The sequence below is a fragment of the Cellulomonas sp. plas2 genome (assembly GCF_057221735.1).
Genome location: NZ_CM170155.1, coordinates 1,762,127 through 1,775,405, shown reverse-complemented (window position 1 = coordinate 1,775,405; position 13,279 = coordinate 1,762,127). Strand labels below are relative to the sequence as shown.

Annotated in this window: 12 protein-coding genes; 8 read left to right on the top strand and 4 right to left on the bottom strand. The window is 75.1% G+C overall.

The features are described from left to right. The first annotated feature begins 110 nt into the window (after positions 1–110). The 4 genes from AC2TDM_RS07905 (at position 111) to AC2TDM_RS07890 (ending at position 4,780) form a co-directional block, all read left to right on the top strand. Positions 111–1,151: a LacI family DNA-binding transcriptional regulator gene (locus AC2TDM_RS07905; protein ID WP_484636295.1), complete on the top strand. Its 1,041-nt coding sequence runs from the start codon at positions 111–113 to the stop codon at positions 1,149–1,151. Between the two features lie 72 nt (positions 1,152–1,223). Then, positions 1,224–2,525 (top strand): extracellular solute-binding protein, encoded by a 1,302-nt coding sequence (locus tag AC2TDM_RS07900; protein WP_484636294.1) that lies wholly within the window; start codon positions 1,224–1,226, stop codon positions 2,523–2,525. Between the two features lie 102 nt (positions 2,526–2,627). Further along, positions 2,628–3,875: a carbohydrate ABC transporter permease gene (locus AC2TDM_RS07895; RefSeq protein WP_484636293.1), complete on the top strand. Its 1,248-nt coding sequence runs from the start codon at positions 2,628–2,630 to the stop codon at positions 3,873–3,875. Next, positions 3,872–4,780 carry a carbohydrate ABC transporter permease gene (locus AC2TDM_RS07890; RefSeq protein WP_090030778.1) on the top strand — a complete coding sequence of 303 codons (909 nt, stop codon included), beginning with the start codon at positions 3,872–3,874 and terminating at the stop codon, positions 4,778–4,780. Before AC2TDM_RS07895 ends, AC2TDM_RS07890 begins: the two co-directional genes overlap by 4 nt. On the opposite strand, the gene AC2TDM_RS07885 is transcribed toward AC2TDM_RS07890, so the two are convergent. After that, complete coding sequence (locus AC2TDM_RS07885) at positions 4,746–5,360, bottom strand: DUF4126 domain-containing protein (protein WP_484636292.1); 615 nt, start codon at positions 5,358–5,360, stop codon at positions 4,746–4,748. The two genes, AC2TDM_RS07890 and AC2TDM_RS07885, sit on opposite strands and share 35 nt — an antisense overlap. Positions 5,361–5,456: 96 nt before the next feature. On the opposite strand from AC2TDM_RS07885, the gene AC2TDM_RS07880 reads away from it, so the two are divergent. Genes AC2TDM_RS07880 through AC2TDM_RS07865 form a run of 4 tightly spaced genes read left to right on the top strand, consistent with a single transcriptional unit; the run spans position 5,457 to position 9,263 of the window. Continuing rightward, positions 5,457–6,911 (top strand): GuaB1 family IMP dehydrogenase-related protein, encoded by a 1,455-nt coding sequence (locus AC2TDM_RS07880; protein WP_484636291.1) that lies wholly within the window; start codon positions 5,457–5,459, stop codon positions 6,909–6,911. Between the two features lie 5 nt (positions 6,912–6,916). Next, positions 6,917–7,627, top strand: coding sequence for a type 1 glutamine amidotransferase (locus AC2TDM_RS07875; RefSeq protein ID WP_484636290.1), 711 nt, complete (start codon positions 6,917–6,919; stop codon positions 7,625–7,627). A gap of 2 nt (positions 7,628–7,629) precedes the next feature. Beyond that, on the top strand, positions 7,630–8,340 hold the full coding sequence (locus tag AC2TDM_RS07870; protein WP_373308456.1) for an NUDIX hydrolase: 711 nt from the start codon (positions 7,630–7,632) through the stop codon (positions 8,338–8,340). Beyond that, positions 8,337–9,263: an aminoglycoside phosphotransferase family protein gene (locus tag AC2TDM_RS07865; RefSeq protein WP_484636289.1), complete on the top strand. Its 927-nt coding sequence runs from the start codon at positions 8,337–8,339 to the stop codon at positions 9,261–9,263. The genes AC2TDM_RS07870 and AC2TDM_RS07865 overlap by 4 nt, the downstream gene beginning before the upstream one ends. Before the next feature lie 51 nt (positions 9,264–9,314). On the opposite strand, the gene AC2TDM_RS07860 is transcribed toward AC2TDM_RS07865, so the two are convergent. From AC2TDM_RS07860 to AC2TDM_RS07850, 3 genes are all read right to left on the bottom strand, one after another. Beyond that, positions 9,315–9,779 (bottom strand): NUDIX hydrolase, encoded by a 465-nt coding sequence (locus tag AC2TDM_RS07860; RefSeq protein WP_090030770.1) that lies wholly within the window; start codon positions 9,777–9,779, stop codon positions 9,315–9,317. 137 nt (positions 9,780–9,916) lie between these two features. Beyond that, positions 9,917–12,751: an aconitate hydratase gene (locus tag AC2TDM_RS07855; protein ID WP_484636288.1), complete on the bottom strand. Its 2,835-nt coding sequence runs from the start codon at positions 12,749–12,751 to the stop codon at positions 9,917–9,919. Positions 12,752–13,044: 293 nt separating this feature from the next. Beyond that, positions 13,045–13,254, bottom strand: coding sequence for a hypothetical protein (locus tag AC2TDM_RS07850; protein WP_090030766.1), 210 nt, complete (start codon positions 13,252–13,254; stop codon positions 13,045–13,047). Positions 13,255–13,279: the final 25 nt, after the last annotated feature.

Genomic DNA, 13,279 nt, shown 5'->3' with positions numbered 1-13,279 from the left:
TCAGGAGGGTGCGGCGGGCGAGGGCGGCGTCCGGCTTGACAGAGCGTGACTCCCGACACACGGTAGGGGCATCGGTTTGATCGATCAAAGGCAGATCGGCAGGAGCAGCGATGCACACCCAGGGGCGCCCGACGCTGGAGGACGTGGCACGCCGTGCCGCCGTCTCCCGGCAGACGGTGTCCAACGTGCTCAACGCGCCGCACGTCGTCCGGTCGGAGACGGCCGCCCGGGTGCAGGCGGCGATCGCCGAGCTCGGCTACCGCCCGTCGGCCGCCGGCCGCGCGCTGCGCACCCGGCGCTCGCGCGTGCTGGGCCTGCGCATGGAGCCGCAGCACGACGGCATCAACGGCGCCGTGTCCGACCGGTTCCTGCACGGGCTGACCGAGGGTGCGCAGGAGCGCGGGTACCGCGTCATGCTCTTCACCGCGCCCGACGACGCCACGGAGATCGGCCAGTACGACGACCTGCTCGACACGGCCGACATCGACGCCTTCGTCCTCACCGCGACGCACCACGGGGACCCGCGCACGGGCTGGCTCGCGCGCCGGGGCGTGCCGTTCGTGACGTTCGGGCGGCCGTGGGACCCGCCGGACGGGTCCGCGCCGGCCGACCACCCCTGGGTCGACGTCGACGGCGCCGCGGGGACGCGGGCGGCCGTCGAGCACCTGCTGGCGCTCGGGCACCGGCGCATCGGCTGGGTCGGCTGGCCCGAGGGCTCGGACACGGGCGCCGACCGGCGGCGGGGCTGGGCGGAGGCGCTGGCGGCGGCCGGCGTGCCGCAGGCCGCGCTCGCCGAGCTCACGGCGGGCGTGGACGACGGCATCGCGACCGGCCGCGCCGCCGCGACCGAGCTCCTCGCCCGCCCCGACGGCGCTCCGACCGCGTTCGTCTGCGCCAGCGACTCCCTCGCCATCGGCGTCGCCGCCGCCCTGGGCGACGAGAGCCGCGGCGCGGTCGTCGGGTTCGACGACACGCCGGTCGCCGCCGCGCTGGGCCTGTCCAGCGTCGCGCAGCCCCTGCAGGAGGCCGCCGGCCGGACGCTCGACCTGCTCCTGCACCGGCTGGACGGCGGCCACCCGCCGGTCCCGGACCCGCACGTCCTGCTCACCCCGCGCCTCGTCGTGCGCGCGACGAGCGGCCCGACCACCTGACCGACCACCCACCCCGACCGCACAGCACCGGGACCCCCGTCCCGCCGCGCTCACCGAAGGAGCTGACGCACCATGTCCCCCACCCCCCGTACCCGTACCCGTGCCCGTCGCGCCCTCCCCCTGCTCGCCGCCGGCGCCGGGGCGGCCCTGCTGCTCGCCGCGTGCTCCGGCGGCTCCGGATTCGAGGACACCGCCGACGGCGGCTCGAGCGCCGGCGCCGGGGGCGGCACGTCCTCCGGCGACGGGTCGCTGCAGGTCCTCATCGGCTCCTCCGGCGACGCCGAGACCGACGCGGTCGACGCCGCCGTGGCCGCCTGGTCGGAGGAGTCCGGTGTCGAGGCCGAGGTCACCGTCGCCTCCGACCTCGCGCAGGAGCTCAGCCAGGGCTTCGCCTCCGGCAGCCCCGCCGACGTCTTCTACGTCAGCGCCGACGCCTTCCAGGGCTACGCCGCCAACGGCTCCCTGCTCCCCTACGGCGACCAGCTCTCGGCGGTGGACGACTTCTACCCCTCGCTCGTGGAGCAGTTCACGTACGAGGACCAGCTCTACTGCGCGCCGAAGGACTTCTCGACGCTCGCGCTCATCATCGACACCGACGACTGGGCGGCCGCCGGCCTCACCGACGCGGACATCCCGACGGACTGGGACGGCCTGACCTCGGTCGCCCAGAGGCTGACGACGGACGGCCGGGTCGGCCTCGGCTTCTCCGGCGAGTACGCCCGGGTCGGCGCGTTCCTCGCGCAGGCCGGCGGGCAGATGGTCTCCGACGACGGCACCACGGCGGAGGTCGACAGCCCCGAGAACGTCGAGGGCCTGACCTACGTGCAGGGGCTGCTGCAGTCGGGGAGCGCCGCCTACGCCGCCGACCTCGGCACGGGCTGGGGTGGCGAGGCGTTCGGCACCGACAAGGCCGCGATGACGATCGAGGGCAACTGGATCAGCGGCGCGATGGCCAACGACTACCCCGACGTGGCGTGGACGGCCGTGCCGCTCCCGGCCGGCCCCGGGGGCCAGGGCACCCTGCAGTTCACCAACTGCTGGGGCATCGCCGCGGACTCGGCGAACCAGGAGGCGGCGATCGACCTCGTCGACCACCTCACGGCCGCCGACCAGCAGCTCGCGTTCTCCGAGGCCTTCGGCGTCATGCCGTCCGTGCAGTCCGCCGCCGACGGCTGGCGCGAGCTGTACCCGGACTACACCGCGTTCATCGACTCCGCCGACTTCGCGCAGAACGTCGTCAACGCCCAGGGCGCCTCGGACGTCATCACGGACTTCAACGCCCAGCTCGAGGGCCTGGAGGACGGCGACCCGGCCGGGATCCTCGGCTCGGTGCAGCAGAACCTGCAGGCCGTGCTCGACGAGAACGCGTCCTGACCCAGGGCCGTCCCGGGTGGCCCGGCGGTCACCACCGCCGGGCCACCCGCCCCCGCCGTCCCACCCCCCACCCGCACCGACCCCCAGACCAGGAGGGCCGTCGTGACGACGACGTCGCAGGCACGGGCCGCCGGCAGCGCACCCCGCCCCGGATCCGCAGAGCGCATACCCCGCCGCCGCCGCGGCTCGGGCGCCCGCGGGGCGGAGGCCGCCGCCGGCTGGCTGTTCATCTCCCCCATGCTCGTCCTGCTCGGCCTGTTCCTCGTCGTGCCCGTGCTCATGGCGGCGTGGGTGAGCGTCTCCGACTGGACCGGGCGCGGCAGCCCGTTCGCGTCGGGCGTCGGCTTCGTCGGCGGGCAGAACTACTCCGAGCTCCTGGCGGGCTCGGGCCTGGCGACGAAGGACTTCGGCACCTCCCTGCGCAACAACCTCTACTACGTGCTGCTCGTCGTGCCGCTGCAGACGGCGCTGTCGCTGGGGCTCGCGGTGCTGGTCAACCGCAGGTACCTGCGCGGGCGCGGCCTGTTCCGCACCGCCTTCTACTTCCCCAGCGTGACGAGCTCGGTGGCCATCACGGTGCTCTGGCTGTTCCTCTTCTCCGCGTCCGGGGCCGTCAACGGCCTGCTGTCCTGGTTCGGCGCCAACGGGCCGAACTGGTTCCAGGACCCGCGCGGGGTGCTGCACGTGGTGCTCGGCGCGCTCGGCGTGGACTCCGGGCCGGCCGCGCTCACCGGGTCGTCGCTGCTGGGCGTGACGTGGTGGGACTGGCTGTCCGGGCCGAGCATCGCGATGAGCGCCTTCATCCTCATGGCCATCTTCACCACGTCGGGGACGTTCATGCTGCTCTTCCTCGCGGCGCTGCAGCAGATCTCCGGCGACGTGGAGGAGGCCGCGATGATGGACGGCACCACGGCGTGGCAGCGGTTCCGGCTGGTGACCCTGCCGATGCTGCGTCCGACGGTGTTCACCGTCGTGACGCTCGGCCTCATCGGGACCTGGCAGGTGTTCGACCAGATCTACACCGGCACGCAGGGCGGCCCCGCCAAGACGACGCTCACCCCCGCGTACCTGTCCTACAACGCCGCCTTCGCCAACAACGACTTCCCCCGCGGCGCGGCGATCGCGTTCATCCTCTTCGCCATCATCGTCCTGCTCACGCTCGTGCAGCGCGTCGTCCTGCGGGAGCGGGACGTCCCGCGCCGCCGGCGCTTCTACCCCGACGGGCCCCCGGACCGCCCCGTGCCGCCGGGTGGGGCCGTCGGGCGCGGCACCGGTCCCACCGCCCGCGGCGTCGTGCCGCCGCGTGCCGGCGAGGCCGCCGTCACCCTGGACCCGGAGGTCGGACGATGAGCACGGCTGCCGTCACCCCCCGCGCGACCGGCGCCGGCCCCGCCCCCACCGCCGCGCACACCGGCAGCCGCCGCCGGCGACCGGTGCGGCCCGGCGCGGTCCTCGTCTACGTCGCGGTCGTCGTGCTGGCCGTGGTGTACGTGTACCCGTTCCTCATCCAGGTGGCGACGTCGTTCAAGACGGACGCCGACGCCTCGGGCAGCGGCCTGTCCCTCGTGCCGCAGACCTGGACGACCGCCGCCTACCAGCAGCTGTTCACCCGGTCGGACTTCCCGCTGTGGTTCCGCAACTCCGTCGTCGTCGCCGTGGCCGTCACCGCCGGGCGGGTGCTCGTCGACTCCCTGGCGGGGTACGCGCTGGCCCGGCTGCGGTTCCGCGGGCGCGGGCTGGTCTTCGCGGGTCTCGTCGCCGTCATGGCCGTGCCGAACGTCGTGCTGCTCATCCCCAAGTTCCTGGTCATCAACCAGCTCGGGATCTACAACTCGTTCGCCGGCCTCATCGTCCCGCTCGTCGCGGACGCGGCGGGGATCTTCATCATGAAGAACTTCTTCGAGTCGATCCCGCCGAGCGTCGAGGAGGCCGCGCGCATCGACGGCGCGTCCACCCTCCGGCTGTGGTGGTCGGTCGTCCTGCCGATGGCGACGCCGGCGCTGGTCACCATCGTCATCCTCTCGTTCCAGGGGTCGTGGAACGAGCTGTCGCACTTCATCGTGGCCTCGCAGGACCCGCAGCTCGTCAACCTCACCAAGGGCGTCGCGCAGCTCGCGTCCGGCGGCCTCGGGCAGGGGAACCTCTACCCGCTGAAGCTCGGGGCGGCCGCCATCATGACGATCCCCGTCGCCGTGCTCTTCTTCGTCTTCCAGCGCCGGATCATGAACGCCAGCGCGGGGGCCGTGAAGGAGTGAGCCCCGCCGCCGCCGGGCGTCGACCCCGGCGGCGGCGCAGCACGACGAAGCCCCACACGCCCAGCACGAGCAGCAGCAGGACCAGCACCGGCAGCAGGACGGCCGCGACGCTCAGCGTGAAGGCCAGCCCGTCCTCCGCCGTGGAGAGCACGGGCGCCGCGAGGCCGCCGGTGCCCGCGTTCGCCACCGGGCGCAGGGTCGCCTTGCCCAGGTGCACGACCCCCGCCAGGACCACGCCGGCCAGCACCGGCACCCACGGCCGCTGCGTCACCCACGTCGAGCGCTCGAGGTCCGCCGCGGCGGTCGTCGCCGCCACCGTCAGGCCGGCGGTCGCGGGACGCACGAACGTCTGCAGCACGTCGTTGACCGAGTCGACGGCCGGCACCTTGTCGAGGACGACGTCGACGAGCAGCAGGACCGCCGTCGCCCCGATGGCCCACCCGCTCTCGAGCCACGCCCACCCGGCGGGCAGCACGAGCAGGTCCGTGAAGCGCGCGAGCAGCGCGACGACGAGCACGGGGATCCAGGCGTTGAGACCGGCGGCGGCGGACAGCCCCACCCCGGTGAGCGCGGCGAGCACGCTCGGACCGTAGCGCCCGCCCCGCCGGACCGCCCTGGGACGCCCGTCCGCCCCCGCGCACGCTCGCGTACCATGCCTCGGAAAGGGGATCCCCTCATGCGCTTCCTGTTCGGGCACGAGCCCACCTCCGACCTGACCTACGGCGACGTCTTCCTCGTCCCGTCGCGGTCGGACATCACCTCCCGCTTCGACGTCGACCTCGCCACGGGCGACGGCACGGGGACGACGATCCCGCTGGTCGTCGCGAACATGACCGCCGTCGCCGGCCGCCGCATGGCGGAGACCGTCGCGCGGCGCGGCGGCATGGCCGTCCTGCCGCAGGACGTCCCGACGGACGTCGTCGCCGAGGTGGTCGCGTCCGTGAAGAGCCGGCACACCGTCGTCGAGACCGCGGTCGTCGTGCACCCGACCGACACCGTGCACACCGCGCTGACGCTCATCGGCAAGCGCGCGCACGGCGCCGCGGTCGTGGTGGCGGACGGACGGCCCGTCGGCGTCGTCACCGAGGCCGACTGCGGCGACGTGGACCGGTTCACCCAGGTCGCGGAGGTCATGACCGCGGACCCGACCACGGTCGACCTCGACGTCGTCGAGACGGGCGGCGTGCGCGGCCTCGAGGCGGCGTTCGAGCACCTGCACGCGTCCCGCCGGCGGTTCTCCCCCGTCGTGCGCGACGGCCTGCTGGTGGGGGTCCTGACGCGCACGGGCGCCCTGCGCTCGTCCATCTACGCCCCGGCCGTCGACGACCGCGGACGCCTGCGCGTGGCCGCGGCGGTCGGCATCAACGGCGACGTGCGCGCCAAGGCCGCCGGGCTGCTCGAGGCGGGCGTCGACACGCTCGTCGTCGACACCGCCCACGGGCACCAGCGCAAGACGCTCGAGGCGCTGGCGGCCGTGCGCTCGCTGTCCCCGCACGTGCCCGTCGTGGCCGGCAACGTCGTCACGGCCGCCGGCGTGGAGGACCTCGTCGCCGCGGGGGCGGACATCGTCAAGGTCGGCGTCGGGCCCGGCGCCATGTGCACCACGCGCATGATGACCGCGGTCGGCCGGCCGCAGTTCTCCGCCGTGCTGGAGTGCGCCGCCCGCGCCCGCGAGCTGGGCGCCCACGTGTGGGCCGACGGCGGCGTCCGCCACCCGCGCGACGTCGCGCTCGCGCTGGCCGCCGGCGCCTCGCAGGTCATGGTGGGCTCCTGGTTCGCGGGGACCTACGAGTCCCCCGGCGACCTGCACGAGGACGGCACCGGCCGCCTCTACAAGGAGTCGTTCGGGATGGCCTCCGCGCGGGCCGTCGCGGCGCGCACGCGCGGCGGCTCGGCGTTCGAGCGGGCGCGCAAGGCGCTGTACGAGGAGGGCATCTCCTCCTCGCGCATGTACCTGGACCCGCGGCGCCCCGGGGTCGAGGACCTCGTCGACCACATCACGTCCGGGGTGCGCTCGGCGGCCACCTACGTCGGCGCGAGCTCGCTCGAGGAGCTCCACGCGCGGGCGGTCGTGGGCGTGCAGTCCGCCGCCGGGTACGACGAGGGCCGGCCCCTCCCCGACGGGTGGTGACGGCCGTGGTGCGACCCGTCCTCGTCCTCACCCACGCCCCGCACGAGGGCCCGGGCATGATCAGCCGGGCCCTGGACGGCATCCCCTACGGCGTGCGGACCGTGCTCGACGTCGCCGAGCCGCGCCTGCCGTCCGTGGCGGACCTCGGCGGTCTCGTCGTGATGGGCGGGGCGGTGGACGCCGACGACGAGCGCAACCACCCGGGGCTGGCCGCCGAGCGGCGCCTCGTCGCGGCGGCGGTCGAGGCGGACGTGCCCGTGCTCGGCGTGTGCCTCGGCATGCAGGTCCTCGCGCTGGCCCTCGGCGCGCGCCTGCACCGCCGGCACGGGACGGAGATCGGCTTCGCCCCCGTGGACGTGGTCGCCGACGACCCGGTGCTCGCGCCGCTCGGCCCGCGCCCGACCGTCCTGCACTGGCACGACGACGCGGTCGACCTGCCGCCGGGCGCGACCCTGCTGGCGTCCACCCCGGCCACCCCGGTCCAGGCGTTCCGCGCCGGCAGCGCCGTGGGGCTGCAGTTCCACCTCGAGGTCGAGCCGTCGATGCTCGACCTCTGGCTGGGCGTCCCCGACATGGGTGGCCTGCTCGACGACGAGGTCCGCGACGGCGTGCGGGGTGACGGCGCTCGGCACCTGCCGGACCTCGTCCCGGCCGCCGTCGCCGGGCTGGGCGCCTGGGCTGACGAGGTCCGGACGCGCGCACGGGCGCAGGGCTGAACGTGCCGGGGGGTGCGGCGGGCCTGTCCCCCGGGTCCGGCGGCGGCACCCCCGCCGGGGCACGGGCCGACCTCGAGGCGCTGTGCCGCGACGGTCTGGAGTGGCGGCCCGCCGCCGCCCGGGGCGGGGCCGGGCCCGACGCGCGGCCGGCCGCCGTCCTCGTCCTGTTCGGCGTGCTGGACGGCGTGCCCGCGGACCGCGACGCCCCGGCGCCCGTCGCAGGCGACCTCGACGTGCTCCTGCAGCGCCGCGCCGCGACCCTCGGCCACCACGCCGGCCAGGTCGCCTTCCCCGGCGGCCGCCTCGAGCCCGGGGACGCCTCCGCCGGCGCCGCCGCCCTGCGCGAGGCCGCCGAGGAGGTGGGCCTGGACCCTTCGGGGGTGGACGTCCTCGGCGAGCTCGCGCCGCTGCCGGTGCCGATCAGCCGGCACGTGGTGACGCCGGTGCCCGCCTGGTGGACCCGGCCCTCGGACGTCGCCGCGGTCGACCACGCGGAGACCGTCGACGTCTTCCGCGTGCCCGTGGCGGACCTCCTCGACCCGGCGCACCGCGCGGTGACGCGCCACCGGACGCCGGGCGGCGTGTGGACCGGTCCCGCCTTCACGGTCGGCGACGTGCTCGTCTGGGGCTTCACCGCCCTGGTCCTCGACGGCATGTTCGACGCCCTGGGCTGGACCCTGCCCTGGTCGCCCGACCGGGTCGTGCACCCGTGACCGCGCCCTACCCGCCTCCACCGCACCCGCTGCACGAGGTCGTCGTCGACGCGCCGCTCGTGCGGCGGCTGCTCGAGCAGCAGCACCCCGACCTCGCCGGTCTCCCGCTGCGCCCCCTCGGCACGGGCTGGGACAACGCGCTGTGGCGTCTGGGCGACGACCTCGTCGTCCGGCTGCCCGTCCGGGCCGCGTCCGCCCCCCTCGTCGTGCACGAGCAGCGGTGGCTGCCGCGGCTCGCGACGCGGCTGCCCGTCCCCGCTCCCGTGCCCGTCCGCGTCGGCGCGCCGGGCGCCGGCTTCCCCTGGCCCTGGAGCGTCGTGCCGTGGCTGCCCGGCACCGCCGCGGCGGCGACCCCGCGGGCCGGGCGCGCGTCCTGGGCGGACGCGCTGGCGGACGCGCTGGCGGCGCTGCACGTCCCCGCCCCGGCCGACGCGCCGCCCAACCCCTACCGCGGGGTCCCTCTGGCCGACCGGGACGAGGCCGTGCGCGCGCGCCTCGACGCGCTGCCGGCCCGCCGGCGCCGCGTCCTCGTCGCCGCCTGGGACGACGGCCTGGCCGCCGACCCGTGGACCGGTCCTCCGGTGTGGCTCCACGGCGACCTGCACCCGGCGAACCTGCTGGTCGACGGCGGGCGGCTGGCGGGGCTGCTCGACTTCGGCGACGTCACCGCCGGGGACCCGGCCTCCGACCTCGCCACCGCCTGGTTGACCTTCGACGCCCCCGGCCGGGTGGCGTTCCGCGCCCGCACGGACGCGGTGGGCGCGACGGCGGGGGTCCCGCCGGCCGACGCGGCCGCCACGTGGCGACGCGCGCGGGCGTGGGCGGCGGCGCTGGCCCCCGTGCTCGCCGCCCATCCGGACCAGCACCCCGACCTCGCGCGGGACGGCGACGCGGCCGTCGGGGAGCTGGCGCGCGAGGACTGACGCGGGGGCCGGGCGACGCCGAGCCCGCACAGGGCCCGGCACGGGGCGGAGTCAGGCCCCGACGGCCGCCTCCAGCGCGTCGACGGCGGGCGCCTGCCCGGCGACGAGCAGCCGCCGCGCGGTGCCCGCGTCCACCCACCGCGCCTCGTCGACCTCCGGCACCTCGAGACGCCGTCCGGACCGCGGCGGCCACTCGATGGTCGTCCTGCCCGGGACGATCGTCGTGACGTCGAGGTCGGCCTCGCCGGTGAGGAGCACGACCACCTTGCCCGAGCGGTAGCGGAACGCCCCGAGGTCGTGCAGGGGCACGTCCGGCACGGGCAGGCCGAGCTCCTCGGTGAACTCCCGCCGCGCCGCCGTCTCGGCGTCCTCCCCCGGCTCGATCTCCCCCTTGGGCGCGGTCCAGGCGCGCTCCTGCCGGCGGCGCCACATCGGCCCGCCCATGTGCGCGACGAGCACCTCGAGCACGCCGGAGCGCCGGCGGTGCAGCAGGATCCCGGCGCTGGTGGTGGGCATCCGTCCATCCTGCGCCGCACGCGGCCCTCGCGCGCGCGGCGGGGTGACGGCACCGGCGGCAGCACGGCGACGGCGGCAGCACGGCGACGGCGGCCGGCCCCGGGGGGACCGACCGCCGTCGTCAGGCGTCGCAGCCGTCAGGCGGCGACGAGCGAGCGGAGCACGTACTGCAGGATGCCGCCGTTGCGGTAGTAGTCCGCCTCGCCGGGGGTGTCGATGCGCAGGACGGCGTCGAAGGTCACGACCGAGCCGTCCTCCTTCGTCGCGGTCACGGGCAGCGTGCGCGGCGTCATGCCCTCGTTGAGCGCGGTGACGCCGGCGATGTCGAACGTCTCCGTCCCGTCCAGGCCGAGCGAGGCGGCCGACTCCCCGGCGGGGAACTGCAGCGGCAGCACGCCCATCCCGATGAGGTTGGAGCGGTGGATGCGCTCGAAGCTCTCCGCGACGACGGCCTTGACCCCCAGCAGGCTGGTGCCCTTGGCCGCCCAGTCCCGCGAGGAGCCCGAGCCGTACTCCTTGCCGCCGAGCACGACGAGGGGCACGCCCGCCGCCTGGTAGGCGACCGAGGCGTCGTAGATCGACGTCTGCTCACCCGTGAGGAGGTTCTTCGTGTACCCGCCCTCCACGCCCGGCACGAGCTGGTTGCGCAGCCGGATGTTGGCGAAGGTGCCGCGGATCATCACCTCGTGGTTGCCGCGGCGCGAGCCGTAGGAGTTGAAGTCCTTGCGCGGCACGCCGTGCTCGGACAGGTACTGCCCCGCGGGGCTGTCGGGCTTGATGCTGCCGGCCGGGCTGATGTGGTCGGTGGTCACCGAGTCCCCGAGCTTGGCCAGGACGCGGGCGCCCGTGATGTCGGTGACGGGCGCCGGCGTGGCGGTCATGCCGTCGAAGTACGGGGGCTTGCGGACGTACGTGGACTCCGCGTCCCACGCGAAGGTCGCGCCCTCGGGCGTGGGCAGGCCCTGCCAGCGCTCGTCACCCGCGAAGACGTCCGCGTAGTCGTTCGTGAACATGTCGCGGCGGATGGCCTGGTCGATCGTCGCCTGCACCTCCGCCGCGGACGGCCAGATGTCGCGCAGGAAGACGGGCTCGCCGTCCGTCGTCGTGCCCAGGGGCTGGGCCTCGAAGTCGAAGTCCATCGTCCCCGCCAGCGCGTAGGCGATGACCAGCGGCGGGGAGGCGAGGTAGTTCATCTTCACGTCGGGGTTGATGCGCCCCTCGAAGTTGCGGTTGCCCGACAGCACGGACACCACGGCGAGGTCCTGCTCGTTGACGACCGCCGAGACCTCCTCGGGCAGCGGGCCCGAGTTGCCGATGCAGGTGGCGCAGCCGTAGCCGACGAGGTGGAAGCCGAGCTTCTCGAGGTAGGGCCACAGCCCGGCCCGCTCGTAGTAGTCCGTGACGACCTTCGAGCCCGGCGCCATCGACGTCTTCACCCACGGCTGGGCGACGAGGCCCTTGTCGACCGCGTTCTTGGCCAGCAGGCCCGCGGCCAGCATGACCGAGGGGTTCGACGTGTTGGTGCACGAGGTGATGGAGGCGATGACGACGGCGCCGTGGTCCAGCTCGGTCGTCGTGCCGTCGGCCAGCGTCACCGGGACGCGCTTGTGCGGGCGGCGGTCGACGTCGCCGTGGCCGGCCTCGACCGGGGCGGCGGAGGCGTCGGCGTGCGCGCCGGCGGCGATCGGGTCGGAGGCCGGGAAGGTCTCCTCGACGGACTCGTCGAGCCCGCGGAACGGCGCGGCCTCGTCGTCGCCGACGTAGTCGAGGATCGCGGACGCGAACGCCTCGCGCGCCGCCGACAGCTCGATGCGGTCCTGGGGGCGCTTCGGGCCGGCGATCGACGGCACGACCGTCGACAGGTCCAGCTCGAGGTACTCCGAGAACACCGGCTCGACGTAGCCGGCCGCCGACGGGTCGTGCCAGAGGCCCTGCTCCTTGGCGTAGGCCTCCACGAGGGCGACCCGCTCGTCGTCGCGCCCCGTGAGGCGCAGGTAGTCCAGCGTGACGCCGTCGATGGGGAAGATCGCGCAGGTCGAGCCGAACTCCGGGCTCATGTTGCCGATGGTGGCGCGGTTGGCCAGCGGCACCGCCGCGACGCCGTCGCCGTAGAACTCGACGAACTTCCCGACGACCCCGTGCTTGCGCAGCATCTGCGTGATGGTCAGCACCACGTCCGTCGCCGTCACGCCCGAGGGGATCTGGCCCGAGAGCTTGAACCCGACGACGCGCGGGATGAGCATCGAGACGGGCTGGCCCAGCATGGCGGCCTCGGCCTCGATGCCGCCGACGCCCCAGCCCAGCACGCCGAGGCCGTTGACCATCGTCGTGTGCGAGTCGGTGCCGACGCAGGTGTCCGGGTACGCGCGCACGACGGTGCCGTCCTGCGTGTCGACCTCACGCGTCATCACCGTGCGGGCCAGGTACTCGATGTTGACCTGGTGGACGATGCCGGTGCCCGGCGGCACGACCTTGAAGTCGTCGAACGCCGTCTGGCCCCAGCGCAGGAACTGGTAGCGCTCGACGTTGCGCTCGTACTCGAGCTCGACGTTGCGCTCGAAGGCGTCGGCGCGCCCGGCGACGTCGATCTGCACGGAGTGGTCGATGACGAGCTCGGCCGGGGCCAGCGGGTTGATCCGCGCCGGGTCACCGCCCAGGTCCGCGACCGCCTCACGCATCGTGGCGAGGTCGACGACGCAGGGCACGCCCGTGAAGTCCTGCATGACGACGCGGGCCGGCGTGAACTGGATCTCCGTGTCCGGCTCGGCCGCCGGGTCCCACGCGGCGAGCGCGCGCACGTGCTCGGCGGTGATGTTGGCGCCGTCCTCGGTCCGCAGCAGGTTCTCGGCGAGGACCTTGAGGCTGTAGGGCAGGCGCTCCACGCCCGGCACGGCCGACAGCCGGTACACCTCGTAGGAGGCGTCCCCCACCGTCAGGGTTCCCTTCGATCCGAAGCTGTCGACACTGCTCACGTGGTGCTCCTTCGCTACGACGGGACGTCTCGCGGACGTCCCCGTGCCGGTCCAGCGGGTCGCCGGCGCCCCCGGCTCAGCCTAGGGGTCCGGCGGGACCCAATTATCTCGACGTCAAGATACATGACGACGGGCGTCGGGGTCGCCCCTCGTCTCGGACACGCCGGGACCGTCCGGCCCGGGCGACCCCGTCGTCGGGGCGCCCGGGCCGGACCCGGACCACGGTCGTGCCGTCGGTCCTGCCGTCGGTCCTGCCGTCGGTCCTGCCGTCGGTCCTGCCGTCGGTCCTGCCGTCAGTCCCCCGGCTCGACCTCGCCGCGGCGCGCCGCGTCCTGCGCCTTGCGCGTGGCCTCGACGGCACGCTCGTGGCTGCGCGGGTCATAGTCCGGCGTGCCGGTCTTGTGCAGCTCGGCGGCTGCGGCGCGCTGCCGCTCGGCGTACCGCCCCGTCGTCGTGGGCTCCTGCGCGGCCTGCTCGGCCTGCCCACCCTGTGCCTGCGTCACGGTGGTCTCCCTCCGGCCGGGCCCG

Bases quoted from the DNA above. Each gene is read 5' to 3' on its own strand.
- AC2TDM_RS07860 (WP_090030770.1), bottom strand. From the start codon at position 9,779: ATGCCCACCACCAGCGCCGGGATCCTGCTGCACCGCCGGCGCTCCGGC.
- AC2TDM_RS07905 (WP_484636295.1), top strand. From the start codon at position 111: ATGCACACCCAGGGGCGCCCGACGCTGGAGGACGTGGCACGCCGTGCC.
- AC2TDM_RS07890 (WP_090030778.1), top strand. From the start codon at position 3,872: ATGAGCACGGCTGCCGTCACCCCCCGCGCGACCGGCGCCGGCCCCGCC.
- AC2TDM_RS07880 (WP_484636291.1), top strand. From the start codon at position 5,457: ATGCGCTTCCTGTTCGGGCACGAGCCCACCTCCGACCTGACCTACGGC.
- AC2TDM_RS07900 (WP_484636294.1), top strand. From the start codon at position 1,224: ATGTCCCCCACCCCCCGTACCCGTACCCGTGCCCGTCGCGCCCTCCCC.